We start from the raw sequence: 25,976 nt of genomic DNA, 5'->3' as shown, positions 1-25,976 counted from the left end.
TCAGGCTATAAAGCCTGGTTTGCCGTTCTTTTTCATTGGATTAAGAGGGCTGTCTTGTGTAAACAAGTACTGCATCGCGTAAAAATGCAGCAGCACCGGGCTGCTTCTCATCATAATAGGCAGTGAAGCGCTCATCGTCAACGTACATTTGTGCAACGCCGGCATGCGCTTCCTTCGAATAGCTGCCCCAGTAGAAGCTCAACCATTGCTTGTGCAAGTCAGCTGCTTTCTGTGCCAGCTCGCCCGCAGGATCACCTGTCAGGAAGGCTGCCGCCAGCGTCGTCAGCACCTCCTCGCCGAGCTTTTCTACTTCAGCGTGCTGCGCTTCTGTCCTGTTTTTAATAGCATCGTTTGAGCGGTTGACGGCTGCTTCACCATATTTGGTTCTGATTTCTTCGCCATACTTGGCCTCATTGTCATCCAGCAGCTGCTGCTTGAAGCCTGCAAACTTTTCTTTATCGTTCATCGTTTGTTTCCCTTCCTTCTGCAATAATGTTTGGTCGAGGTTGGCAATGAGTTGATCGAGCTGCTGCCTGCGCTCAAGCAGCTTGCTCCGATGCTCCCGCAAGGCCGCATGGACATCGAAATGAGGCGACGTAATAATCGCTTTAATTTCCTCCAAGCTGACGCCAAACTCCTTATAAAATAAAATTTGCTGCAGCAGTTCAACCTCGGTCTGACCATAAATCCGATACCCCGAAGAGTTGATACGCGCTGGCTTCAACAGGCCGATTTCACCATAATAACGCAGCGTTCTCGTACTAACGCCAGCCAAATAGCCTAGCTTTTGAATGGTGTATTCCATTTGCTCTCCTCCTGACAAATTTATCGTACACCTTGACGGCGCGTGAAGGTCAAATGTTATTTTTCCCGAATGAAAAAGGACACTGGATGGAGGGTAGGTCTGGCGGATAGCTCCATTTATAGAAGTATTGCATCCATCGGCCATCATACCCAGCAGAAGCTTTCGCTTGCTGATGGAGCGTCAAAGGCGATGACACCTATCTGTTCTGTTTTTCATCAAGACCGTCTTTCGATAGCTCATCTGAGTGATTTGAATAAGCTTGATAAAAAAAGTCAAAAGCCCCATCGGAAGAGAAAGCTCTCCTGATGGGGCTTATTGGATTTGGTTTACCTTTTATATTTTTAATTAAAATTTAATGCTGGCGCCTAGAAAATAGCCGATCGTAACAAAAATAAGCACCCATGTAAGTGAGCCGAGGCTCGTAACGAGCAAATATTTGCGGAAGGGCATTGATGTAATGCCGGAAATGTAGCTGGTCATACTTCTAACACCCGGTATGAAATAGCCGAAAAACAGCGTCCATATGCCAAAGCGGGCAAACCAGCCCTTTACCCTTTCAAAACGTTTGGTTGTGAGGCCGACCCACTTGCCATGCTTGTCGATTAAAGGCTGTCCAAATGTTTTGCCCAGCGTGTAGCTTAAAAGCATGCCCGTTATAGCCCCCATGAAACTGACTAGCAAAGACACAGAAAAATTTAACACCATAATCGAACATAAATATCCGATAAATAACATTAATAATTCGTCTGGAACCGGAAGCCCGATAATGCCGAGAGCCAGCAGTCCGAAGACGGCGTAATACCCGTACTGAGAAATCATTTCTATGGCGAAAGTCATTATCGGCTCACTTCCTTGCGTAGTCTTTTTTGAAGGCGGGAAATGGAATTCGGCTGACCATTAAGACAGAAAGCAGACCCATTAAGGCAAGAGCAGCAGTAGGCTTCATTTGACTATTCAAAAAAGGAGCAAGCGCTAAAATAACCCCAGCGGCTGTAATCGGCAAACCAACAAAACCTTTCACTTGGCCTTTTATATTGAATCTTGCCAGACGTAGCGCGCCGCAAGCTAGAAATAATACAGCGGCAATCGGCCCGAGCCACAATGAACCATCGAGCTTGTACTGCAGGACCAGAAATACAGGCGCAATTCCAAAGGAGACCAGATCAGCAAGCGAATCCAGCTGTTTACCGAAGTCGCTTGCACAATGAAGCCATCTGGCAAGCAATCCATCAAGTACATCCCATAAAGCTGCCGTCATAACCATGGCGAAAGCCAGTGTATACTCCGCTTTTATCGTAAAAAGTAAAGACAATGTCCCGGCTCCCAAATTCAATAATGTACAGAGGGAGGGCAGCCAGTCTTTATTCATGTCAATCAGCCCCTTGATGAATGAAATCCTTTTTTTACTTGCAGGTTAATAATGTAACAGGCGGCTGTGACTTTTATGTGTCCACTTGTCCCTCTTTTATATCTTTAACGACAAAATCCCTATTCATTCACTTTATTAAACGACAATGTTAAATTTTAATGTCGATTTTCATCCAAAAGAAAACCGCCTGTCCAAGGGCGGTCGATGAAGCTTTTAATTTCTCATATTCTTCGTCACTTAGGGGCTCCATAATTTAATGTCAATGCAATTTAAACCACTTTACATAAATGAATAGGCGCCTCCACCAGCAAGGGCAACCCCAAGCAGCGATGCAATCATCACCAAATTGTACTCAAACCCGCCGTTAACCGACCAGAGTCCTTTGCTGCCATGAACTTTGACGATGGCAACAATCATCGTCAATATCAGCAGCACAGCACCCGCTACAACCGATAGACCGGAAGCAAATAATACTCCGCCGAGCAGCTCGGCAAGTCCAGCGCATATGACCATCGTTGCACCGGGACGCAGGCCAATCGCTTCAAAAAAGCCGGCTGCTCCCTGGATGCCTTCGCCGCCAAACCAACCGAACAGCTTCTTGCAGCCATGACCAATCATAAGAAGTCCAATGACTAAACGAATTAATAATAACCCTAAATCTAACATTTATTATTCATCCTTCCTTATTTACACGTGCCGTTGCACTCGTTCTAAGAAGCAATCATACTGAACTCTGATTTTATAGTCAATATCGTACGGAAAATAAATTATTATCACTGCTTGCTTGTATCAGAGTAAGAAAATGTGCTAATGTCGTTGTCGATATGATGAATAGGAGCGATATAAAATGAGCCAAGCAAAACTTTGTTTTATCGGTGCAGGCTTTCATGCCTCGACGAATATTTTTCCATCCGCAGTAGAAGCAGGAGCTGAAATTGCAGCAGTATCCACCCGGAGCCTTGAGCGTTCACAAGCAGCCCTTACACGCTTCGGCAGCAGCGGTACGCCGTATGATGACTACAAGCAAATGCTCCATAATGAAGAGTGCGATGGCGTTGTTGTTGTAGCTCAACCTGGCGATCAAACCGAAATTGTTATGGACTGCATCAGAGCTGGTAAACATGTATTCGTCGACAAGCCGCTAGGCTGGACTGCCGAAGAAGCGGCAGCCATTGCGGAAGCAGCCGAGAAGGCTGGCGTCGTGCTGATGGTCGGCTTTATGAAACGTTATGCCCCGATCTATCTGAAGCTTCAAGAGCTGATTGAGTCTGGCGCGCTCGGAGCAGCGCGCTCGTTCCAAATTCGTTTTGCCTGCGATAGTACAGGCTTTAGCAAAAACGAGGAGCAATTCCTGAAGCTTGCTGCCATCCATCTCGTTGATCTCATGCGCGGTTTGTTTGGCGAAGTGGCGCAAGTTGCCGGATTTCACAACAATTTGGGCGAAAATATTTCCCAATCGTTTTCTTTGAAATTCAACAACGGTATTTCCGGCAGCGTTTATTTTGCAGGTATGCCCGCTTGGTCGAGCGAAAGTGAAAGCGTGCTGGTTACCTTCGACAACGGCCATGTTGCAGCCGAAGATTCCAAAAAGCTGTCGATTCACAAGTCGCCTATGTCTGGCTCCTCGTCGTACCAGACGCTGTCCGAGGAAACAATGGTGCTGACGCCGCCAGCTTCCACGATGTCCGGCTGCTTTGGCGACCTATACACACGCGGCTTTATCGGTGAAATGGCCCATTTTATCGCTTGCTGCAAGCGAAATTTGACGCCGAATTCGAGTGGTCGGGACAACATTGGCACGATGGATTTATGCGACCGCATTTTGGGAGCGCTGAACTAATATTAATCATATTAATCACTATAAATCTGCTAGGATCACCAGCATGAACGCTTCCAGCTCTAAAAGTTTGAAAATGCTTTGATTGCCGCGATGATTCGCGGCTTTTTTGCTGTCTTTTTGCCATGCGGGTGTCAGCGTTCTGTATGATGGCCAGTGACGGCTGAAATAAACTTTGCCAAAAAGGACATATGTCCTTTTTAAAAGGGTAAAATAGGTTTACATTTAAGAAGCTGAGGATGAGCGACAGCAGAGAAGGTGCTACATTGCGTACAGAATTGCGTACAGATACAGATTCTCTTGAACGGATCATTCAGGGACATGGCTGGCTGAAGGAGATGTTTGACGAGCTTCCGGAGCAGGTGCAGAACTGCTGGGAAGTGCGCCGCTTTCATCCGGGCGAGACGGTATGTGATCAAGCCAGCGATATGGTCTACGTGTATATTTTGATTTCCGGCGAACTTGCCGTAGAACGAAAGCTATCCGACGGGAAAATGTTCAGGCTCGCGATGCTGCTTCCGGGCGACGTCATCGGCGATATTGAGATTAGCCTGGATATGCCGTTTATTAATCAGGTCGAGACGACACGCGAGTCTACGCTGCTTGCCCTCGACAAGCAGCGCTTCAAAAAGTGGGTCATCAACAGTCCCGCTTTTCTGCACCGATTGAATGATCAGCTAGCGAATAAGCTATTCCAGCAGGGGAGAAAGACGCTTGAAAACAGCTTTTATTCAATGGAGCATAAGCTTCTGGCCTATTTTTACGAGGCATTGGGACATGCTGACTTTCAGAAAAAGCCCGTGTTTGAGCTCATTGCCACTCGTGAGGAAATGGCGCGGCAGCTTGGCGTGGCGGTGCGCAGCGTCAATCGAATTATGAAAATGCTGAAAGAGGAGAAGCTGTTCGTCGTAAAAAAAGGTCGATTGCTGTTTACCCAACAAAGCAAGCAGTCGATAGAGCAAATGCTGAACAGCAGCAACCGCGCGATGTTTTAATAAATGGGGATAGCACAGAATGGACGACGTTAAATGCTGCTAGTATTTAGGCTTGCCATTTGAACAGTGTGCGACGTGTTTCTTCTATATATAATAGAGTGCTGTTAGAGAGGCCTAATTTATCATTTTGATCTGCTGAAAGATCCGCTGCTGAAGCGGGTCTTTTTTATTTTGCAAACAAGCTTTTCAGGAAGTCGTTCGTATGCTAATGTTAGCTTATAAATGATTAACGAAACCTAACAAAACTAACCGATATCTCTATTTTAATTAAAGGATGTGCAGCTATGGCTAACAAGGTGACGATGCAGCAAATTGCTGACTATTTAAATGTTTCAAAATTCGCTGTTTCTAAAGCGCTTTCAGGAAAGCCGGGCGTTAGTGCGGAGACGCGCGAGAAAATAGTCAGCGTTGCCACGCAGCTCGGCTATTTTGCCGGGCAGAAGCTCAAAGCCCCTTCCTCCAGCTTAAGCGGAGACAAATCGAGCGAGCGTCAAACACGCGATACGGTGATTTTGCTCGTGCCGAACGTAAGATACCAGACGCGGGACTCTTTTTTCTGGGGCAAAATTTTGGATGGCATTACGATGGAGCTGGAGGAGCGGGAAATTGGCACGATGATGATTACGGAGCAGTTCAAAAATCATTTCTCGCAGTTCATTAACCCAAGCAGCATTCGCGGCATTATTGGCGTTGGCCAAATCACTTCGCAAATGCTGCTTGAAATTCGCAGTCTGGGCATTCCTTTCGTGCTGGTGGATCATGAAGACCCGCTGATTCCGTCAGATACGCTCTTTATGAACAATATGGAGTGCATGCGCAGAGTGACCAATTATTTAATCGGCTGCGGTCACCGCAAGCTGCAATTCGTCGGCAACACTCACTATTCACGCAGCTTTCTTGACCGTTTTCTTGGGTATTGCTCCATGCTGGAGGAGCATGGGCTTATGCAAGAGCAGGAGTCTGCGCTGTTGACGTTCGAGGGGAATAACCGTTCAGAAATGACCGAGGCACTGGAGCTGATTGTGAAAAAAATGGTCCAGGAAGCAGCGCTGCCGACCGCCTTCATTTGCGCCAATGATTCCATTGCCATCTGCATCATGACGGTGCTGGCTAAATTAAATGTTGCCGTTCCTGGAAAGTGCTCCGTTGTCGGCTTTGACAATATTGAGGATGCGGCTTGGTCAAAGCCTACGCTCAGCACCGTCGATGTGCAGAAGGAGGCTTTCGGCCGCCGCGCTGTCGAAATGCTGCTGCGCCGGCTGGAGCACCCGAGCAGCCCGCAAGAGAAAATTTTGCTGTCGGGTGATTTCGTCATGCGTGAATCGACGGCAAGCTCCATGACGCAAGCTTAAGGGGCGAACGCTATGGGAGACTCGAAATTTTGGCTGCGGCGCTGGACTTTTTTTCCGGCAACCCGCATGGAAGCGAAGCTGTTTATCGTGTTCGTGCTGCTGATCATTATTCCGGTTGGCGGGCTTACTTATATTTCTTCGCTGCGTTATACGAATACGATTGAGAAAAATACAGTCACCTATGCAGCGGAAATTTCCGACAAAATGGTCAGCAAGCTCGACGACTATACGAAGGATATGAAAAAAATTTCGATTATACCATCCTATCTCGGTGAGATTCAGGAGGGGCTTAAGCTCTCTAATCATTATTATTCGCAGGTGGAGGCCGAAACCGGAGGCAACCCAAATTTGCATGATGGAAATAATATACAAATGAAGCTGCAAATTCAGCGCAAAATCGAAAGCAGCATTTATTTTATGAACAATATTAAGGAAGGCGCCAGCAGCGTTTATTTATTTGATGCGTACGGCAATCCCTATTATGTCATGAAGAGCGGGGGGGCCCGCGCCAATTTGCCTGAGTTTTATAATCGTTGGCATGAAACCGCTGCTGCTGCAAATGGCAAGCCTGTGCTGATCAGCACGCAGGAGGTAAGCGGCGACGATACGAATCGCAAGCGCTATGTATTCACGATCGTACGCAATATTATTGACAGCACCTACCACTCCGTCGGCATGATTGCGGTCGATGCCAGCATTGAAGTCATTGAGAACGTTGTGAATGCTCTGGATGAGACGACGAAAGGCACAACGCTCATATTGGATGAGGCGGGTACCGTTATTTATGATAGCGAGCAAGCCTTTCTTGCTGAAAATTTATCCGGCGATGCTCTGCTCCAGCAGGCAGAAGGGCAAAACGGCAGCTACATCGTCGATAAAAATGGCAAGGAGCAGCTCGTCATTTACCGTAAATCCGAGGAATCCGGCTGGCTCACGCTTATTCTCATTCCGAAGGAGCAGGTGGAGGCCGAAGCGATTCAGACGCGTAATTACACGGCAGCGGCAGCAATTTTCATTATGACGCTGGCTCTGCTCATTTCGATTGTGCTGATTTTTGCACTGACGAAGCCGATGCGCGAAATGGTGAAGCTGATGAAGCAGGTACAGACGGGCAATCTCGATGTCGCCTTTCCGGTGCGCCGCCGCGATGAAGTCGGCATGCTTGGCAATGCCTTTAACCGCATGATGGTGAGAATCCAGCTGCTGATTGAAAACATTTACCGCATGGAGCAGCGTAAAAACCAGATCGAGCTGGAGAGCTTGCAGCGCCAGATTAATCCTCATTTTATATATAATACGCTGGAGTCGATTCGGATGACCGCTGTGCTGAACGATGATCCTGAGGCAGCTGAGATGGTTCAGCTTCTAGGGCAGCAGCTCAGGTACAGCATACATGCAGGAGATGAAACGGTGACGGCCAGCCAGGAATTTGAGCATTTGCGCATGTATATGCGGCTGATCAACGACCGCTTCGGCGATCGGTTTCAACTGGAGCTTCCGGAGGGAGAAGCAGCCTGGGGCATAAGGGTGATGAAGCTGCTGTTCCAGCCCATTGTGGAAAATGCCATCAACCATGCGTATGAGGATTCACGCGAAACGATGCTCATTCGCATTGACTGGGGAATCGTCGGCAAAGAGCAGTGGTTTACCGTTGCCGATGACGGCTGCGGGATGGAGGAAGCACAGCTGCTTCGGGTACGCAATGCCTTGTCTGCTGCCGAGCCGCTAGAGCCAAACGGAAGAGGCATTGGACTGCGCAATGTGCATGAGCGCCTGAAGCTGCGTTTTGGCGTCAGCTATGGCTTAACGATCGACAGCGAGCTGGGGAAGGGAACGCGGGTAACGATTCGTATGCCGCTGGAACAGGAATGAAAAGCGCAGCGAAAAGGAAGGAGTGGCAACAATGGACATAGTTGTTGTAGACGACGAGGAACGAATTAGGCTGGGATTATGCAAGCTCATTGAGCAGGCAGGCGAGGAATACCGAATTATTGGCGCATTTGGCAGCGGGCAGGAGCTGCTTGACCAACTAGATCATCTTAATCCCGATTTTGTGCTTACGGATATTAAAATGCCGCAGATGACTGGGCTCCAGCTCATTGCCAAAGTAAAGAAGCTAGGTAAAAATATTAAATTTGCGGTGCTCAGCGGGTTTAATGATTTCGAATATGCCAGAGAATCGCTGCGGCAGGGAGCAGAGGATTATTTATTAAAGCCAGTAAACCTGGATGAGCTCATTCGCCTGCTCGCCAAGGTGGACAGCAAGGTGAAGCAGGAGCGCAGCCGCAGCCGCCTGGAGTCGGGCGATTTAATCAGCCTGCTGCTTTACGCGGATGAGAAGCAGCTCCCTTCCTATGTCGTGGAGGATGTGTGCGGAACGCTCGATCAGCTGCCCTTGTTTCTCCATCACTACGCGGTGCTGCTATTAACGACTTCCCCAGAGCTGGATGAAATTCAGTTGGAGCGGTTTATGGCTGACTGGCTGCGCGAGCGAATGATTATAACAGGAGAAGGCGGGAGACGGATTATCCTCATCGCCATTCATGATTCCGACCATGCCGAGACCGTCAGGGAGCTTGCAGTTACGCTGCTCCAGCGAATGCCAGCCTTTACACGTGCAAAAGTAGGCTTCAGCAGCATTTTCCGCGGGAGCAGCTGGCTGACGAATGCTTATAGCGAAGCTTTTTCCGCCTATCAGCATGCTTGGTATAATACGGAGCCGCGCTGGTGCTCCGGCGCTGTTAGCCGTGTTGCACCTATTGATCATTTGCTGCGTTTGACGCACATTGTGGGCAAGGAGCTGCTGCCGGCACTGCAAATGAATGATTTCGCCTTGGCGCAGACTGCATTGGACAGCTGGCTGCAGGAGGCTGCCGCCCAGCGCATTTGCTGGAAGGAGCTGCATGAGGCATGCTTTGGCTTTAGAGCACTCATGGCCGAGGAGCTGAAAAAACGCAGCGTTCAGCTTGCATATGGGCAGGTGAATATGCCGATCGACCCGGAAGCTAGCGAAAATTGGGAAGCTTTCGCGCAGGGGCTGCGGGCTGGAATGGAGGAAATTAGCGCTTTGCTGGGCAGCGCGCGTTCAGATAATAGAGCTATAGATAAAGTGAAATCGTATATCCAGCAGCATTTTACCGAGGAGCTTGAGCTGCAGCGTCTTGCGGATATTGTATATTTGACGCCAAGCTATTTAAGCAAGCTGTTCAAGACGGAGACGGGCGAGACGATTACCGACTACATGATTTCTGTACGGATTGAGGCAGCAAAGCAGCTGCTGCGGCAGGAGCAGGGGCTGAAAACGTATATGGTCGGCGAACGGGTAGGGTATGCCGATCCGGCTTATTTCACTAAAGTGTTCAAAAAAATGACCGGCCTAACACCGAAGGAATATCGCGATAAAGTTAGGTGAAGAAAGTTAGGTTCCAGTTATCCAATTTGAAGACAATAAAACATAACAAAGACCATTATAATCGGGCCCGGCATCTCCTATAATGATGAAAACGCTAACAACGGTGTTCATTAAACGAAAGCGAGGGTGGCCTTATGCATCAGTTCTCTTACAAAACGCAGCGATATTTAATTTTGTTCGGGTTTTTGACAATTCCCGTCCTACTGTCGCTGACCTTCTCGTATTACCCGGCCGTATCTTTGCTGTATTACAGCTTGACGGATTGGAGCGGTCTTGGCTGGGATATGAATTTTATCGGCCTCGACAACTACAAGGAGATTTTCACCAAGCCCGAAGTATTCGGAGCGCTTAAAAACAATGCTTATTATTTCATCGGGGGTTTAATTCAGGTCGTCTTTTCCTTGTATTTTGCTGTCATATTGACTGGCAAGCTGCGGGGACGCAATGGGTTTCGGGTCATTTTGTTTCTGCCCTATGTGCTGCACAGCGTAGCAACGGTCATTATGTTCAAAAACGTTTACCATGTCGAATACGGCTCGCTAAACACGCTGCTTGGGGCAATCGGACTTGAATCATGGCAGCAAAGCTGGCTGGGCGACAAGCATTTGGTCAATTTCTCGCTTGCTTTCATCTCCATGTGGAAGTATATGGGGCTGAACATGGTTATTTTCATCGGCGCCTTGCAGTCGATTCCAGACGATTTGTATGAAGCAGGCTCGATCGACGGCGCATCGGGCTGGCAGAAGTTCAGGTTCATTACGCTGCCAAGCATTCGCAAAGTGCTGGAACTTATGCTTATTTTAACGCTGACTGGAGCGCTTGAAGCATTCGATATTCCTTATGTCATGCTGCTTGGTGCGAACGATACGTCAACCTTCGTCATTAAGACGGTGGATACGGCATTTAAATATCAAAACTTCGGCCTTGCCTCGGCGATGGCGGTTGTGCTGCTATTGATGGTTCTGCTCTTTATCGTTATTCAGCGCAAATTTTTATTCAAAGGAGGGGAATAGAGGATGAGGCAGAGTAGAGAAGGTTCGCCGTTATTTACAATTTTCAAATATGTGACGCTGGTTCTTGCGCTGTTCGTCGTCTTATTCCCACTGTACTCCATTGTAACCGGGGCGTTTAAGACACAGGTCGAGTATTATCAATCCGGCCTTGCTTTGCCAGCAAACTTCTTGAATTTTGATAATTTTCAAAAGGTGTTCGACATCGGCAAGCTCGGGCTTGGCTTCCGCAATATAGCAATCATTTTGGTCATCGCTGTAGCGGGCAATATTATGTTCGGCACGATGGTGGCGTACGCGCTGGGAAGATTTGATTTTAAGCTGAAAAAGGGAATTATGGGCATGTACCTTGTGGCCCAAGTCATTCCTATGGTCACGACGCAGGTTGCTACATTTAGCGTCATTAAGTATTTCTCGCTTTACAACACGATGGGGGCGCCAATCATTCTTTATTTGGGAGCCGACGTGCTGCAAATCGTCATCTATTTGCAATTCGTCAACAGTATTCCGAAAGATTTGGACGAAAGCGCAATGATGGAAGGCGCTTCGCTATTTAAAATTTATCGCTCGATTATTTTCCCGCTGCTCGGGCCAGCAACAGCGACGCTCGTTATTTTGAAGACGATCTCGATTTACAATGACTTCTACACGCCTTATCTGTATATGCCGAGCCAGAAGCTAAAGGTTGTATCGACGGCTATTTATGCCTTTGTCGGGCCGAATGCCGCCCAGTTGAACGTCATTTCCGCAGGCATTTTAATTATTTTCATCCCGACGGTTGCGATTTTCCTCTCGATGCAAAAGTTTATTTTTGCCGGAGTAACGAGCGGTGCGGTCAAATAACGAGAAGATCAAAAACAGGGTTAGCGAATTGAAGGGGGAAACACACTTGCAGCAGTGGAATGAACAGGTTTTTGGAATGACATGGGGCTGGACGGGAGTTCGTGGTACGTGGGCGGGACCCGACGCGGCAGCTTCCATCGCTGAAATGGCCAAACTGAACGTAAACTGGGCGGCCATTGCGTTCGCAGCGGTTCAAGAAACGCCGCAATCGACGGAAATTCCCCATTGGAGCGAGCCGACGGTTAGTGATGAGGAAATACGCTGGGCGATTCGCGAGGTGAAAAGCTACGGCATTAAAGTATGCCTCAAGCCGGTAGTCAATGTGGGAAATGGCACGTGGCGGGCACATATCGGCTTCTTCGACCAGGATACGCCAGGGGAGCCAAGCTGGGGGGAATGGTTCGCTTCCTACGGGAAATTCATTGCCTATTATGCAGCGATAGCCGAGGAAGAGGGCTGCGAAATGTTCTGTATCGGCTGTGAAATGGTACAGACGGACAAGCGAGAGCAGGAATGGCGCGATTTAATTGCTTTGGTGCGGACGCTTTACAGTGGACCTATAACTTACAACTGCGATAAATATCAGGAAGAGCGTGTGGGCTGGTGGGATGCTGTCGATATTATTTCGTCCAGCGGCTATTACCCGATTGACCAATTCGAGGAGCAGCTAGATCGTATAGAGGCGGGCATTGCAAAATGGAATAAGCCGTTTTTCTTTATGGAGGCAGGCTGTCCAAGCCGCGAAGGCTCGGCTGCAAAGCCAAATGACTGGTCGCTTCCAGGAGCACCGTCTGAAATCGAGCAGGAGCGTTATTATGAAGCAATGTTCGCTGCTTGTGCCAAACGCGATTGGATGCTCGGCTACATGCTGTGGGATTGGCCAGCTCAGCTGTACGATGAGAAAGACGCTGCCCGCAACGATGATTATTGCATGTATGGCAAACGTTCGGCAGCGGTTATCCGCTCCTTCTATGCCAAAGGACAAGGACAGCCGGTAGGCTAGGGAGGCAGAATTAAGATGAGCAACGTTGCAGGAACGCAAAATAGGCTGGATTTCGTCCAGTGGCAAAATGCGCTGACAGAGGAAGTGCGCGAGCAAATTCTTGGCTTCTGGATGAACCATACGATAGATGAGAAGAACGGTGGATTTATTGGCCATATGGCAAGCGACGGGGCCGTTTCGGAAGATGCAGATAAGGGCCTTGTGCTGAATGCGCGGATTTTATGGTCTTTCTCGTCAGCGTACCGCATTTATAAGGAAGCGCCATATTTGGAAATGGCAGAGCGGGCTCTGGACGCGCTGCGGAAACATTTTCACGATCAGGAGTATGGCGGTTTGTACTGGATGGTAGATAAGGACGGGCAGCCGGTTCAGACGAAAAAGCAAGTGTATGGACAGGCATTCGTTATTTATGCCCTAGCGGAATATGTAAGGGCTACTGGCAAGCATGACGTGCTGCCGTGGGCCGAGGAGATTTACAGATTGCTGGAGAAGCATGCTTTTGATCCCGTTAATCTAGGCTATATTGAAGCGCTGGCGCAAAACTGGCAGGAAACGGAGGATTTGAGCCTCAGCGGCAAGGATCTCAATGAACGTAAATCGATGAACACGCATTTGCATGTGCTGGAGGCTTATACAAATTTGTATCGGGTATGGAAGCCGGAAGGGCTTCGCGACAAGCTGAAGACGCTCATTGAGCTGCATTTGGATTACATCATCGATCCGCAAAACCATCATTTCAAGCTGTTTTTTGATGATGAATGGAACTCCAAATCCCGACATATCTCGTACGGCCATGACATTGAAGGTAGCTGGCTGCTGTGGGAGGCGGCTGAAGTGCTGGGCGATAAAGCGCTTGAGGAACGCGTGCGGGAGGCAGCTATTCAAATGGCGCATGTCACGCTTGCCGAGGGCGTAGATGCGGATGGCGGCGTTTATAACGAGGCCGATGGAGACGGACATCTGGATGCAGCGAAGGATTGGTGGCCGCAGGCGGAAGCGATGGTTGGTTTTCTGAATGCTTATGAACTGACGCAGGAGCAGCGGTATTTGGATGCGGCGTGGAGCAGCTGGCAGTTTATTACGGCTTTCGTATCCAACAAGGAAACGGGAGAATGGCACTGGCAAGTATCCCGCGAAGGTGTTGCGGACGAAAGCTATCCTAAAATCGATCCATGGAAATGCCCGTACCACAACAGCCGGGCCTGCTTCGAAGCTATCGAGCGCTTGGAACGAATTAAGATTAATGGCATTAATAATTAATGGACATAAATAAAGCAGGCATAACTAAGCTATTAATAATTAGGAGGCCCTTATGAATCAATGGTTGGAACAGCTTAAAGAAATATCGGATCGGCATGAGCAGCTGCTTCATGCGCCTAATAAACAAGTTCAGCAGTCCAATGGTGTATTTGCAAGATTCGAGCATCCCGTTATAACGAATGAGCACACGCCTCTATACTGGCGTTATGATTTGGACCCGGTGACCAATCCATATTTAATGGAGCGTATTGGCGTAAATGCCGCTTTCAATCCGGGAGCCATTGAGCTCGGTGGCAAGTTTTATTTGATGGTTCGGGTAGAGGGTGCTGACCGCAAGTCCTTTTTCGCAGTTGCTGAAAGCGACTCTCCGGCAGAAGGCTTCCGCTTCTGGGATTATCCCGTGCTGCTGCCGGAAACGGAAGATCCGGATATAAACGTGTATGATATGCGGCTTGTGAAGCATGAGGACGGCTGGATATACGGCCTGTTCTGCACCGAGCGTAAAGATCCGGAGGCGCCAGCTGGCGATACGTCAAGCGCGGTTGCCCAAGGCGGCATTGCCCGCACGAAGGATTTGCGCACGTGGGAGCGTCTGCCTGATCTTGCTTCCCCATCGCCTCAGCAGCGTAATGTGGTGCTGCATCCTGAATTTGTCGATGGCAAATATGCCTTTTATACGCGACCTCAGGACGGCTTCATTAATACCGGAGCAGGCGGCGGTATCGGCTGGGGATTGTCGGAGAGCATGAATCCGGCTGTCATCGCCGAAGAGACCATCGTCGACAGCAAGCTATACCATACGATTAAAGAAGTGAAAAATGGACAGGGGCCAGCACCGCTCAAGACGGCTGATGGCTGGCTGCATATTGCCCACGGTGTGCGCAATACAGCGGCAGGCTTGCGTTATGTATTGTATGCTTTTATGACGGATCTGAATGAACCGAACAAAGTTACGTATGCGCCGGGCGGACATTTGCTTGCACCGGAAGGCATAGAGCGTGTAGGCGATGTATCTAATGTTGTATTTAGTAATGGCGCCGTTCAGCTCCCGGGCGGCGAAGTGTACATTTATTACGCTTCCTCCGATACAAGGGTGCATGCAGCTGTAACGAGCATTGACCAACTGGTGGATTATGTGAAGCAAACGCCGCCAGATCATCTGCGTTCCCGCGCAAGCGTGGAGCAGCGTACTGAGCTGATCAGCCGCAATCTTGAGTTGATGGAGCAGGCGGAATACGCTTTTCTGCGCCGCAGCTAAGCAAGCTAACAAAAGATGACGCTGTTAGCATAATTCATGACAATAAAAACAAAACAGCGTCATATTATTTTGTTTTCAGAGCGTATATGATTACGATGTAAGCGATACCAAATATGACTCAGGGGGTAACAAAATGAAAAAAGGCTTGGCTTTATCTTCCGCAATTTTATTAATGACGACTATTCTCGCTGCCTGTGGCGGCAATAATGCGCCAGCAGAAAGCGCTCCAGCGGCGTCAGCTTCCGCAAGCCCTAGCGATTCCGCGGCAAGCCCGGAAGCAAGCGCAGCTAGCGAGCTGAGCGGCAAAATTAAAGTTTTGACGCATCGTACCGATTTTCTCAACGATGGGACGCTAGATAAATACGCAGCAGCTTTTAAAGAAAAATATCCGAAAGCTGAAATTGAGTTTGAAGGCTTGACCAACTATGCGACAGACATCCAAGTTCGCCTAACAACTGGCGAAGCGGGCGACGTATTGATGCTTCCGGCTGGACTTGCCGTTTCGGAATATCCAAAATATTTTGAACCGCTGCCGGATGAATTTTTCACCAATACTTTTTTCGCTGATCTGTCGCTGTTCGATGGCAAACGTTATGGATTGTCGACTGGCGTAAATACGCAAGGGATTGTGTATAACAAAAAAGCTTTTGCAGCAGCAGGCATCGACAAAGTTCCAACTACGCTTGATGAGCTGTATGCGGATGCGGAAAAGCTGAAAGCTGCGGGCATCATTCCGCTTTATATGAACTATGGCGCACAATGGCCAATGGGCAACTGGGGTGACGGCTCTGCATGGTACGTTGCGGGCGATCCGCAATTTGTATCCAAGCTCGTAACAGATGAAGCGCCGTTCAAGGTGGACAATGCTTGGGGCATTCTTGCCAATATCGGCCGTACTTTCATTGAAAAAGGCTGGGTTGAAAAAGATCTGTCGACAAACAACTGGGAAATGTCGAAAGGCGAGGTTGCATCGGGTAAAGCGGCTATGTACTTCCTTGGCAACTGGGTCATTCCACAAATTGTAGGCGCTGGCGCATCGTCAGACGACATTGGCTTCTTCCCGCTTCCATACGACAATAGCGGCAAATACAATGCACCGCTTGGTTCGGATTATTTGGTTGGCGTAAGCAAAGACAGCAAAAACAAAGAGCTTGCGACAGCTTGGGTCAACTTCTTCGTGAAAGAGTCCGGTTATGTAGAGCAATCCGGATTCATGCCAATCGACAAATCGGCACAATCGACAATTGCTCAATTGGCTGAGTTCCAAGCAACTAACCCAACACTGCTGGAAAGCGAAGCTACAGATCCAAAATTCAATGAAATTGCCAATAAAGCGCAAATCGGCATCGGTACTGGCAACTATGTACAAGAGTACCTCGTTGCTGACGATCTGCAAGCAGCTTTCGACAAGCTGAATGCAAAATGGAAAGAAGCTAAAACAGCTTTGGGCTACTAGAATAACAGCCTCTTCTAGCTGATTTATCTGAATAGAGCAGCACTAGCAATACTCAATAAATTTTAGTGTTAAATTAGCAGTAAAATGCATGGCAACCTTGCTTCGGCGGCTCAGTCCCCGGAGTAAGGTTTCATGTGTTTAGCTGACTTTTTCATTTTCAGGAGGATACGATGAAAGAGCAATGGGCGATTGGGAATTGGCGATTTAAGGAACAAGAGCAGGGAGAATGGCTGCCTGCTGCCGTGCCAGGGTATGTACATACGGATTTAATTCAAAATGGCCGGCTGACAAATCCTTTCTACGGAACGAATGAGAAGGACGCGCAGTGGGTGGACAAAAAAGACTGGGAATACGTTTCGAGCTTTCAGCCTTCACCGGAGCAGCTTGCTGGGGCGAGGCAGGAGCTCGTATTCGAGGGGCTTGATACGTATGCGGATGTTTATTTGAATGGTTTGCATGTACTGGCCGCAGATAATATGTTTCGAACGTGGAAAGTTGATGTTACGGACATCGTGACGGCTGGCGACAATGAGCTGCGTATTTTGTTCCGCTCTCCGATTAAAGAAGATTTGCCGAAGCTGGCTCAGCTTGGTTATGCGCTGCCAGCTCCAAATGATCAATCAGAAGTAGGTGGACTTGGCGATCAGAAGATCAGCGTATTTGCCCGTAAAGCACCCTACCACTATGGCTGGGACTGGGGCCCGCGTTTCGTAACGAGCGGTATTTGGCGTCCCGTATATTTGGAGGGCTGGTCCTATGTCCGGATTACGGATGTGTACATCCGTCAGGACGAGGTGCGGGCAGAGCTGGCGAAGCTTACAGCCATCATTGAACTGGAGGCTGAGCGCGAATGCGATGTCATACTGAAGCTGGCAGCAGCCGATAATGGCATGTTCAGCGGGCATTCTGCTTCTTTAGCCGCAGGCAAACAGACGATTGAAATTCCGTTTGAAGTTGAAAATCCGCGCCTATGGTGGTGCAGAGGGCTAGGGGAGCCAGAACTGTACACGTTCCAGATCGAATGCTGGCATAGCAATAATGAAGTTAGATATGATTCGCAAAAGGTTACGACGGGACTTCGCACAATCCGGCTCGTTAGGCAGCAGGGCGAGGTCGGCACTTCCTTTTATATGGAGCTCAATGGGGTTCAGGTTTTCGCCAAGGGGGCGAATCATATTCCAAATGACAGCTTTACGACGAGAGTCGGCTACGAGCGTTATAAGCATGAAATCGTAAGCGCCGTACAATCAAATATGAACATGCTTCGTGTCTGGGGCGGGGGCTTTTACGAGGAAAAAGCCTTCTATGAGCTGTGTGATCAATATGGCCTCCTCGTGTGGCAGGATTTCATGTTCGCATGCAGCATGTATCCGGGTGACGAAGCGTTTTTGCGCAGCGTACAGCTGGAAGCTGAAGACAACATTAGGCGTCTGCGCAATCATCCGTCGATTGCCCTATGGTGCGGCAATAATGAGATCGATGCCGCATGGTCGCATTATATTCCTGATGGCGGCTGGGGCTGGAAAAAATCCTACACGCAGGAGCAGCAAACGAAACTATGGGCAGACTATGAGGCGATTTTCCATCGCATTTTGCCTGAAGCTGTAGCGTCCTTAACGGCAGGAATCGATTATTGGCCTTCCTCGCCAATGGTTGATTTGACCGGCGATCTTACGCAGCACTCGGATTCGTCCTCGATTAGCGGAGATATTCATTATTGGGGCGTCTGGCACAATGTAGAGCCATTCGAAAACTATAATCTCTACGTTGGACGCTTCATGAGTGAATATGGCTTCCAGTCGTTCCCGGAATACAAATCGGTGCGCAGCTATGCGGAAGAGGCGGATATGGAGCTGGAATCCACAGTCATGCTCGCCCATCAGAAAAATGGCGCCGGCAACCGTCTCATTAAGCAATATATGGAGATGTATATGTCCGAGCCAAAGGATTTCCCTTCGTTTTTGTATATGAGCCAAATTTTGCAGGCAGAGGCGATGAAAATGGCCATAGAAGCGCATCGCCGCCGCAAGCCGTATTGCATGGGCTCCTTGTATTGGCAGATGAATGATTGCTGGCCTGTAGCCTCCTGGGCGGGCATGGATTATTACGGGCGCTGGAAGGCGCTGCAATATTATGCAGCACGAAGCTTCGCAGACTGCCTGCTGTCGGTAGATGATCGCAAGGAAGCAGGGGAAATCAGCTTCCACATCGTATCCGATCAGCTTGTTCCCGTACGAGGCCAGCTGCGACTGCGACTGTACAGCTTTAGCGGCGAGCTGCTGGGCGAGCAAAGTGCTCCTGTACGCGTAACAGCAAATACTGCCGCTAATGTGCTGACGCTTCAGCGCTCCGAGCTGCTTGGAGCTGCCGACACCGCGGCAAGCGTATTGCTGGCAGAGCTGCTGGATGAAACAGATGGCCACACTCTGGCAAGCGAGCTGCATTATTTTGAGGCAATGAAGGACATCACGCTGGCGCAGGCCGAGCTCAAAATAACAGAGTCCGAGCACAACGGCGTTGCACGGTGGACGCTGGAGACGAATACGCTGGCCAAAGGCGTCTGGCTGACTTGCGAGCGTGAAGGCCGCTTCAGTGATAATTTCTTTGATTTGCTGCCAGGCACGGTTAAGACGGTCACGTTTATTCCACATGAACGGGGAGATTTCAACGCAGGTGCAGGCAAAAGCGGAGAAGAGCAGGAAAGCCGCGTGACGGCCCGTTCAATGGTTGATTTTATTGTTCAAGCGAATGAATAAATAGCCTGAGCAAAAAATAGGGGCGTTTTTTTTGAAAAAAAGAGATGACAGAATGAAGCGCTTTCAGCTATAATGGCTGCATAAGGTTTAAAATTCAATACCGCGTCATGTAAATTGCCAATTGATTGGCGATTGCAAGCGCGGTTCATTTTTACCAAGTTAAGCGCTATACCTAATCGCTTTTTCATAAAATAGATTAACGGATAGCAAGCTACGCCATGGAAAGGATTTGTGATCATTCGATGTCGATTTATTTTCAAGCAGAGGAAAGTGCACAGCATCGTTTTGGCGACAAAGATAGTGCCATTTTGAAGCTGCTGGCCGACCGTTATGTGGGTGCGAATCCGCAGGCGGGATTTATTTTCCGCGCTTTCAACAAAAATGGCGTTTTGCAAAATGCAGAAGGGCTTTACGAACTGGATTTGGCTTCACGGTTTCCGGAGGCCAAAGCTGGACAGCTGAGCTATGGAGCAGGGCTCGTATGGAGCGATGAGGAGCGCAGCTTGGATATTAACGTGCGCTGCCTAGGTCCTGTAAGGCTATATTTCAACGGCGAGCTAGTCTTTCGTTCGAATGTAATTGAGGAAATTAGCCCAGATGCGACGGTTAAGCTGAGCCTAGTTTTTGCAAAGGGCTGGAACAGTTTATGGCTGTCGATGACTTGCACGCCAGCGGGCTTCGGCTGTCAAATCGGCTCTGACGAGGCCAAGGTGCGGATTATGAATGTCCGTGCACCGTTTGAGGAGCGTTATGGGCAAGCAGGATGGATTTTCTCGCAGCCGGTTGATGCTGGGCTTGAGTCAGGCAAACGGGTGGAAGCGGCGCAGCCGGACTTATTGGGATCACAGCAGCAGGAACCGGGACTGGACTGGCTGCCGATCAACGATTGGACAGAGGAGGAGCGCGGCCTTGGCCAGCTGGAACGGATTTTCGGAGAGCAGCTTGGCAAAGCAGCCTATGCGTGGACGACATTGTATCAGCCGCTGCCTGGGAAACAAGCGGTCGTGCTTGAAGGCGAGTCCTCTGGCGAGCTTACCTTGTGGCTCGAAGGAAAACAGGTAGGTCAAAGCACAGCGTCAGGACCGTTTCGCATTGAGCTTTTGCTGGAAGCTGGCAAGCATCATTTCGTAGCTCGCAGCGTGTGCGGCCAGCAGCCTTGGGGCTTTGAGCTGACAGCGGCTAACGCCAATGATGGCAGCGCTGTCACAATGAGTCTGCCGCAGCAAGTGCATGGTTCGGGAGCAGGACAATGGTTATATGTCGGTCCGTTTGAAGCTGGGGAAGCTAACCTAGCTTGGGAGCAGCTTGTTCGCACGGATTGTCTATATGCTCTAAACAAGGCATCGCAGCCTGTTCAGCAGGGACAGATGAAGCACACCTACTGGCGGCTCGACCGACCGAACACTTGGGTACGACCTTATTATGAAAATGCCATGCTAAGCAATAAATGGACAGTCGGTACGGTATCCAATTATGCGCGGTGGGATTATCCGCTTGGGGTCACGATATACGGCTTGCTGCAAACCGGTCGGTTTCTGGATCGCCCAGATATCGTCAGCTATGCGACTCATCATGTTGAGGCATGTACGGAAATGTATGACTATTCCTTCTGGGATCGTGAGCAGTATGGGTTCCCAGCCATTAATCAACAGCTTGTCATGATGAAAATGCTCGATAATTGCGGCTCATTCGGCTCGGCTATGCTGGAGTCTAGACACGGGCTCGCTACTGCAAGCGTAGAGCCAATTGCCGAGCGCATCGCTGATTTTATGCTAAATAAGCTGGAGCGCAAGCCCGATGGCGCGTTTTACCGCACCTGCGAGGGCGAATATGCTGCCAATACAATGTGGGCCGATGATTTGTACATGAGTACGCCATTCCTGTGCCGCTATGCTCGCTTAACGGGCAATCATAAGGCGCTGGATGAAGCGGCGAAGCAATTTTTGCGCTTCAAAAGCTATTTGTTTATGCCGGGTGAGAAGCTAATGTCCCATGTGTATGATTTTAAATATGACAGGGCGACAGGCATTCCTTGGGGACGGGGCAATGGCTGGACGATTTTTTCACTGACAGAAGTGCTGGAAGCGTTGCCGCAGACGCATGAGCTGCGCGATGAGCTTCTGGACTTCTTTAATGAGCTATGCGAAGGCTATGCCGCTCGTCAATCAGAACGCGGGTTATGGCATCAGGTAGTCAATCGTCCAGATACTTATTTGGAGGCGTCCTGCACGGCCATGTTTGCTTATGGCTTCGCTCGGGGCGTTCGCTTCGGCTGGGTGAAGCAGCCAGCCGCTATCACGAATGCTGCGTTCCGCGCATGGGACGGCTTAACGCGTTACGCCATTGACCGGCAGGGCAATGTGCATGGCGTATGCAGCGGCTCGCGCTACGCTTTCACAGCGGATTATTATGAACAGGATTTGCGGACGGTTGTCAACGACAATCACGGCATTGGCATTATGATGCTTGCCGGCACAGAAGTCGCCAAGCTGAAGCGGCATTTGCAAACGCAAACAAACGACGATAACGCAAAATAAGATGTGGTAAAAGCAAGGCCAAAAGAAAAAACTTGTCAGCGGCACTATGTTGTAGTAGCCTATGGGTGAAGCGCTTAATCTAAAATATTAGGCGCCATTCCTCTGTTGAGTTAAGCGCTTAATCCAAAGCATAGAACGAGCAGAAGCAAACTTATTATAACTGTGGTGAAAAGGATCAAATCATATATTTGCGATAGGAGGAAATGGGCATGACGACGATTCGACTGACGATGGCGCAAGCGCTGCTGCGATTTCTGGATCAGCAATACATTTCGTTAGATGGCGAGGAAACGAAGTTCGTTGAAGGGGTATTCGGCATCTTCGGTCATGGCAATGTGACCGGCATGGGAGAGGCGCTGGAAAGAAGCGCAGGCAGCTTAACCTTTATTCAAGGGAAAAATGAACAGGGCATGGTGCATACAGCAGCAGCCTTCGCCAAGCAGCGTAACCGCAAGCAGATTTATGCCTGCACAACCTCGATTGGCCCAGGTGCCCTGAACATGGTAACGGCTGCGGCAACAGCGACCGTTAATCGCATTCCGGTGCTGCTGCTGCCCGGCGATAACTTCGCTTCGCGACAGCCCGACCCGGTGCTGCAACAGCTTGAGGTAAGCAGCGATTATACCCTTTCGGCTACGGATTCTTTCAAGGCTGTCAGCCGCTACTGGGATCGCATCGTTCGTCCAGAGCAGCTGATTACCGCAGCGCTGCAGGCGATGCGCGTGCTCACAGATCCGGCAGAGACAGGAGCGGTCACGCTCGCGCTGCCGCAGGATGTTCAGGCAGAAGCTTACGACTATCCAGAAAGCTTCTTCGCAAAACGCGTGCATTATGTGGACCGCCGCGAACCGGCGGCGGATGCGGTAGCCCGTGCAGCAGAGCGCATTGCAGCGAGCAAGCATCCGCTTATCGTAGCAGGGGGCGGCGTCTTGTATTCGTCCGCAACCTCTGAGCTGCAAGCCTTCGCCGAAGCTTTCGGCATTCCGGTAACGGAAACGCAGGCCGGAAAAAGCGCATTCGATTGGCGCCATCCGCTGTATGCGGGAGCCATTGGCGTCACCGGTGCACTGGCAGCGAATCAATGGGCCAAACAAGCTGATCTGGTCATTGGCGTTGGCACGCGCTACTCGGATTTCACAACTGCTTCCAAGTCCGCATACGCGAACCCCGATGTGCAGTTTATCAACATTAACTTAAATGGCGCTGACGCAGCGAAGCTGGGCGGGGAAGCGGTAATTGCCGATGCCCGCACAGGTTTGCAAGCACTGCAAAGTGCGCTGCAAGCAGCGAATTACAAGAGCAGCTACACCAATGCGGAATTGGCACAGCGCAAAGCGGCATGGGATGCAGAGGTTGATCGGCTTTACAAGGAAGAGCATGAAGACGGCTTCTCCCAAACTAGAGCGCTTGGCGTTATTAATGAAACGATTGATTCGTCGTCCGTCGTTGTTGGCGCTGCCGGAAGCCTGCCTGGCGATTTGCACCGCTTATGGCGTTCGACAGAGCCGAAAACGTATCATATGGAATATGGTTTTTCCTGCATGGGCTACGAAGTCAGCGGCGCTTTCGGAGCAGCACTCGCCGAGCCGCAGCGCGAGGTGTATGCGATGGTCGGCGATGGCAGCTACTTGATGCTGCATTCCGAGCTGGTGACGAGCTTGCAGGAGCAGCGCAAGTTTACGATATTGCTTTTTGATAACCATGGGTTCCAGTGTATTCATAATTTGCAGCGCGAGCATGGCAGTGATGGCTTCGGCAATGAATTCCGCTACCGCGAAGCGAGCACAGGCAGATATACGGGACAGCCGCTGCCGATTGATTTTGCCGCCCATGCCCGCAGTCTTGGGGCAAGTGCTTACAAAGCAACAAATGCGGAGGAGCTGCGCGAAGCTTTGCTTCAGGCGAAGCAGGAAGAGCGCACGACGCTGATTGAAATTAGCGTATTGCCGGGAACGAACTCCGGGGGCTATGAATCCTGGTGGCATGTTGGCGTTCCTGCTGTATCCGAGAGCGACAAGGTTCTTAAGGCGCATGAAGCAATGCAGACAAAGCTCAGCAAGGCGAAGCAGCTGTAACAGGTTGATCCTATTTTTGAATAAGGAGCTGGGGTAAGCGATGAAGCCATTTACATTTTCACTCGGCATTCACCCGATTAACTGGGTGGGCGAGGATGTGCGGGAGCATGGGGCGGATACGACCTATGAGCAGATTTTGGATGATATTCAGCGGCTGGGGCTGACCGGAACGGAAATGGGGCGCAAATACCCGGCCGACACTGCCGTATTGCGCGAGGAATTGGGCAAGCGAGACATTCAGCTCGTATCCCAGTGGAAATCGGTGCTGCTTTCTGACCCAGCATACCGCGAGGCCGAGCTTGAGGGCTACCGAAAGCATGCCGAGTTTTTGCAAAGCATGGGGAGCAAGGTCATTAGCACGGCTGAGGTTGGCGGCTCGCTGCATTTTGATCCGCGGCGTACGCCGAATGAGACGGAAGTGCTGCGGCTGGATGAAGCGGGCTGGCAGTCACTGGCGACAGGCCTGAACGCTGCCGGAAAAATAGCGGCTGATTACGGCTTAAAGCTGGCTTACCACCATCATGGCGGAACTGTAGTTGAGCAGCCGGAGGAAATCGACAAGCTGATGGAGCTGACGGACCCTGCCTATGTGCATCTGTTGTTTGATACAGGCCATGCCTATTATGGCGGAGCGAAGCCGCTGGAAGTGCTGAATAAACATTATGACCGCATCGCATATATTCATTTGAAGGATATTCGCCAGTCTGTACTCGATGAAGCCCGCTCAGAGCAGGCTGATTTCGTCACTTGTATTCGCAAAGGCGTATTTACGGTGCCGGGTGATGGCTGCCTTGATTTTGGGCCAATTATTCAAGAGCTCACGGCTCGAGGCTATAACGGCTGGGCGATGCTTGAAGGCGAGCAGGACCCTGCGACTCATAATCCATATGAATATGCAAAGAAAGCGATTCGTTACTTAACGTCATTGAATAAGTCGCAATAAATATTTTATATCATTAAATAACCTTAGGAGGTGGGCCCTCAGATGTCTTATATCACATATGACGCAGCGAAGCCGCTGGATTTTACGGCTATTGGACGCTTGTGCATCGATCTGAATGCCAATGAAATTAATCGCCCGATGGAAGAGACCATGACGTTTACCAAATACGTTGGAGGCTCTCCGGCGAATATTGCGATTGGCATGTCCCGACTCGGGATGAAAACATCGTTTATTGGCAAGGTTGCCGATGACCAGATGGGCCGTTTTATAACGACTTATTTGGAAAATAATCAAATTGCCACCTCGGGCGTCGTGACGGATGACAGCGGTGCAGTGACAGGGCTTGCTTTTACCGAAATTAAAAGCCCGTCGGAGTGCAGCATTCTGATGTACCGCGACAATGTAGCTGATCTGTTGCTTAAGCCGCAGGAGGTAAGCGAGGAGCAGATTGCCCAGTCTAAAATGCTGCTTATCTCAGGTACGGCGCTGGCACAAAACCCTTCACGCGAAGCCGTGTTCCTTGCAATCGATTATGCCCGCAAGCATGGCGTCGTTATTGCCTTTGATCTTGACTATCGTCCATATACGTGGAATTCGCCGGAGGAAACCGCCATCTATTACAACCTGGCGGCTGAAAAATGCGATATTATTATGGGTACTAGAGAAGAATTTGACAATATGGAAACCTTCGAGCCAAATCCGGAGCGTGATGACCATGTAACCGCAGCGAAATGGTTTAATTATGCCGCGCAAATTGTCATTATCAAGCACGGCAAGGACGGCTCCATTGCTTACACGAAGGATGGCGCTTCACACCGGGCCAAAAGCTTCCCGGCCAAAGTCATTAAAACGTTCGGAGCAGGCGATTCGTATGCGGCAGGCTTTTTGTACGGCAGCATGCAGGGCTGGTCGATTGAAAAAAGCATGGAGTTCGGCAGCGCCGCTGCATGTATCGTTATTTCCAGCCACAGCTGCTCTGACGCTATGCCGTCTGCCGAGCAGGTTCAAGACTATATTGACCGCTGCAACCGCGGTGAAATCATCGTTTAATTTTAAAACAGAGAG

General features: G+C 49.8%; 20 protein-coding genes. 16 read left to right on the top strand and 4 right to left on the bottom strand.

The genetic code is table 11. The annotated features are described in order from the left end of the window. Positions 1-40: 40 nt before the first annotated feature. From ABEW34_RS29995 to ABEW34_RS29980, 4 genes are all read right to left on the bottom strand, one after another. Complete coding sequence (locus ABEW34_RS29995) at positions 41-805, bottom strand: MerR family transcriptional regulator (RefSeq protein ID WP_430164934.1); 765 nt, start codon at positions 803-805, stop codon at positions 41-43. Between the two features lie 345 nt (positions 806-1,150). Next, a complete protein-coding gene (locus tag ABEW34_RS29990) occupies positions 1,151-1,642 on the bottom strand; it encodes a DedA family protein (protein ID WP_430164931.1) in 492 nt (163 codons plus the stop codon). A gap of 7 nt (positions 1,643-1,649) precedes the next feature. Beyond that, positions 1,650-2,174 carry a CDP-diacylglycerol--serine O-phosphatidyltransferase gene (pssA, locus tag ABEW34_RS29985; RefSeq protein WP_430164928.1) on the bottom strand — a complete coding sequence of 175 codons (525 nt, stop codon included), beginning with the start codon at positions 2,172-2,174 and terminating at the stop codon, positions 1,650-1,652. A gap of 279 nt (positions 2,175-2,453) precedes the next feature. Continuing rightward, positions 2,454-2,840: a DoxX family protein gene (locus tag ABEW34_RS29980; protein WP_430164926.1), complete on the bottom strand. Its 387-nt coding sequence runs from the start codon at positions 2,838-2,840 to the stop codon at positions 2,454-2,456. A gap of 181 nt (positions 2,841-3,021) precedes the next feature. On the opposite strand from ABEW34_RS29980, the gene ABEW34_RS29975 reads away from it, so the two are divergent. The 16 genes from ABEW34_RS29975 to iolC all read left to right on the top strand — a co-directional run bounded on the left by ABEW34_RS29975 (position 3,022) and on the right by iolC (position 25,961). Then, positions 3,022-4,014 carry a Gfo/Idh/MocA family protein gene (locus tag ABEW34_RS29975; RefSeq protein WP_430164923.1) on the top strand — a complete coding sequence of 331 codons (993 nt, stop codon included), beginning with the start codon at positions 3,022-3,024 and terminating at the stop codon, positions 4,012-4,014. Between the two features lie 236 nt (positions 4,015-4,250). Further along, positions 4,251-5,006, top strand: coding sequence for a Crp/Fnr family transcriptional regulator (locus ABEW34_RS29970; protein ID WP_430164920.1), 756 nt, complete (start codon positions 4,251-4,253; stop codon positions 5,004-5,006). 284 nt (positions 5,007-5,290) lie between these two features. Beyond that, the gene (locus ABEW34_RS29965; RefSeq protein WP_430164917.1) at positions 5,291-6,358 is read left to right on the top strand and encodes a LacI family DNA-binding transcriptional regulator; all 1,068 of its coding nucleotides are present in this window, start codon (positions 5,291-5,293) and stop codon (positions 6,356-6,358) included. A gap of 12 nt (positions 6,359-6,370) precedes the next feature. After that, complete coding sequence (locus tag ABEW34_RS29960) at positions 6,371-8,230, top strand: sensor histidine kinase (protein WP_430164916.1); 1,860 nt, start codon at positions 6,371-6,373, stop codon at positions 8,228-8,230. Positions 8,231-8,261: 31 nt separating this feature from the next. Beyond that, positions 8,262-9,770: a response regulator transcription factor gene (locus ABEW34_RS29955; protein WP_430164913.1), complete on the top strand. Its 1,509-nt coding sequence runs from the start codon at positions 8,262-8,264 to the stop codon at positions 9,768-9,770. A 134-nt stretch (positions 9,771-9,904) separates the two neighbouring features. After that, positions 9,905-10,783: a carbohydrate ABC transporter permease gene (locus ABEW34_RS29950; RefSeq protein ID WP_056040451.1), complete on the top strand. Its 879-nt coding sequence runs from the start codon at positions 9,905-9,907 to the stop codon at positions 10,781-10,783. Positions 10,784-10,786: 3 nt separating this feature from the next. Then, complete coding sequence (locus ABEW34_RS29945) at positions 10,787-11,623, top strand: carbohydrate ABC transporter permease (protein ID WP_430164910.1); 837 nt, start codon at positions 10,787-10,789, stop codon at positions 11,621-11,623. A 76-nt stretch (positions 11,624-11,699) separates the two neighbouring features. Next, positions 11,700-12,626 (top strand): glycoside hydrolase family 113, encoded by a 927-nt coding sequence (locus tag ABEW34_RS29940; RefSeq protein ID WP_430164966.1) that lies wholly within the window; start codon positions 11,700-11,702, stop codon positions 12,624-12,626. 15 nt (positions 12,627-12,641) lie between these two features. Further along, complete coding sequence (locus tag ABEW34_RS29935) at positions 12,642-13,886, top strand: AGE family epimerase/isomerase (RefSeq protein WP_430164908.1); 1,245 nt, start codon at positions 12,642-12,644, stop codon at positions 13,884-13,886. Between the two features lie 52 nt (positions 13,887-13,938). Beyond that, positions 13,939-15,144, top strand: a complete 1,206-nt coding sequence (locus tag ABEW34_RS29930) for a glycoside hydrolase family 130 protein (protein WP_430164906.1) — start codon at positions 13,939-13,941, stop codon at positions 15,142-15,144. Positions 15,145-15,277: 133 nt separating this feature from the next. Beyond that, positions 15,278-16,600, top strand: coding sequence for an ABC transporter substrate-binding protein (locus ABEW34_RS29925; protein ID WP_430164903.1), 1,323 nt, complete (start codon positions 15,278-15,280; stop codon positions 16,598-16,600). Positions 16,601-16,770: 170 nt separating this feature from the next. Beyond that, positions 16,771-19,356, top strand: a complete 2,586-nt coding sequence (locus tag ABEW34_RS29920) for a beta-mannosidase (RefSeq protein WP_430164900.1) — start codon at positions 16,771-16,773, stop codon at positions 19,354-19,356. A gap of 218 nt (positions 19,357-19,574) precedes the next feature. Then, positions 19,575-21,893 (top strand): glycoside hydrolase family 88/105 protein, encoded by a 2,319-nt coding sequence (locus ABEW34_RS29915; RefSeq protein WP_430164897.1) that lies wholly within the window; start codon positions 19,575-19,577, stop codon positions 21,891-21,893. 209 nt (positions 21,894-22,102) lie between these two features. Further along, the gene (gene iolD / locus ABEW34_RS29910) at positions 22,103-23,968 is read left to right on the top strand and encodes a 3D-(3,5/4)-trihydroxycyclohexane-1,2-dione acylhydrolase (decyclizing) (protein ID WP_430164894.1); all 1,866 of its coding nucleotides are present in this window, start codon (positions 22,103-22,105) and stop codon (positions 23,966-23,968) included. 40 nt (positions 23,969-24,008) lie between these two features. Then, the gene (gene iolE / locus ABEW34_RS29905; RefSeq protein ID WP_430164892.1) at positions 24,009-24,911 is read left to right on the top strand and encodes a myo-inosose-2 dehydratase; all 903 of its coding nucleotides are present in this window, start codon (positions 24,009-24,011) and stop codon (positions 24,909-24,911) included. A gap of 42 nt (positions 24,912-24,953) precedes the next feature. After that, positions 24,954-25,961 (top strand): 5-dehydro-2-deoxygluconokinase, encoded by a 1,008-nt coding sequence (iolC, locus tag ABEW34_RS29900; protein WP_430164890.1) that lies wholly within the window; start codon positions 24,954-24,956, stop codon positions 25,959-25,961. Positions 25,962-25,976 lie beyond the last annotated feature (15 nt).

The sequence above is a fragment of the Paenibacillus algorifonticola genome, assembly GCF_050481745.1.
GTDB classification, from domain to species: Bacteria; Bacillota; Bacilli; order Paenibacillales; family Paenibacillaceae; genus Pristimantibacillus; species Pristimantibacillus algorifonticola_A.
This window is presented reverse-complemented; position numbering and strand designations above follow the sequence as displayed.

Coding starts and splice junctions, on each gene's coding strand:
- ABEW34_RS29920 (WP_430164900.1), top strand. CDS start 16,771: ATGAAAGAGCAATGGGCGATTGGGAATTGGCGATTTAAGGAACAAGAG.
- ABEW34_RS29925 (WP_430164903.1), top strand. CDS start 15,278: ATGAAAAAAGGCTTGGCTTTATCTTCCGCAATTTTATTAATGACGACT.
- ABEW34_RS29940 (WP_430164966.1), top strand. CDS start 11,700: ATGACATGGGGCTGGACGGGAGTTCGTGGTACGTGGGCGGGACCCGAC.
- ABEW34_RS29935 (WP_430164908.1), top strand. CDS start 12,642: ATGAGCAACGTTGCAGGAACGCAAAATAGGCTGGATTTCGTCCAGTGG.
- ABEW34_RS29945 (WP_430164910.1), top strand. CDS start 10,787: ATGAGGCAGAGTAGAGAAGGTTCGCCGTTATTTACAATTTTCAAATAT.
- ABEW34_RS29930 (WP_430164906.1), top strand. CDS start 13,939: ATGAATCAATGGTTGGAACAGCTTAAAGAAATATCGGATCGGCATGAG.
- iolE (WP_430164892.1), top strand. CDS start 24,009: ATGAAGCCATTTACATTTTCACTCGGCATTCACCCGATTAACTGGGTG.
- ABEW34_RS29970 (WP_430164920.1), top strand. CDS start 4,251: ATGAGCGACAGCAGAGAAGGTGCTACATTGCGTACAGAATTGCGTACA.
- ABEW34_RS29975 (WP_430164923.1), top strand. CDS start 3,022: ATGAGCCAAGCAAAACTTTGTTTTATCGGTGCAGGCTTTCATGCCTCG.
- ABEW34_RS29995 (WP_430164934.1), bottom strand. CDS start 805: ATGGAATACACCATTCAAAAGCTAGGCTATTTGGCTGGCGTTAGTACG.
- ABEW34_RS29955 (WP_430164913.1), top strand. CDS start 8,262: ATGGACATAGTTGTTGTAGACGACGAGGAACGAATTAGGCTGGGATTA.
- pssA (WP_430164928.1), bottom strand. CDS start 2,174: ATGAATAAAGACTGGCTGCCCTCCCTCTGTACATTATTGAATTTGGGA.
- ABEW34_RS29980 (WP_430164926.1), bottom strand. CDS start 2,840: ATGTTAGATTTAGGGTTATTATTAATTCGTTTAGTCATTGGACTTCTT.
- ABEW34_RS29990 (WP_430164931.1), bottom strand. CDS start 1,642: ATGACTTTCGCCATAGAAATGATTTCTCAGTACGGGTATTACGCCGTC.
- iolC (WP_430164890.1), top strand. CDS start 24,954: ATGTCTTATATCACATATGACGCAGCGAAGCCGCTGGATTTTACGGCT.
- iolD (WP_430164894.1), top strand. CDS start 22,103: ATGACGACGATTCGACTGACGATGGCGCAAGCGCTGCTGCGATTTCTG.
- ABEW34_RS29950 (WP_056040451.1), top strand. CDS start 9,905: ATGCATCAGTTCTCTTACAAAACGCAGCGATATTTAATTTTGTTCGGG.
- ABEW34_RS29960 (WP_430164916.1), top strand. CDS start 6,371: ATGGGAGACTCGAAATTTTGGCTGCGGCGCTGGACTTTTTTTCCGGCA.
- ABEW34_RS29915 (WP_430164897.1), top strand. CDS start 19,575: ATGGAAAGGATTTGTGATCATTCGATGTCGATTTATTTTCAAGCAGAG.
- ABEW34_RS29965 (WP_430164917.1), top strand. CDS start 5,291: ATGGCTAACAAGGTGACGATGCAGCAAATTGCTGACTATTTAAATGTT.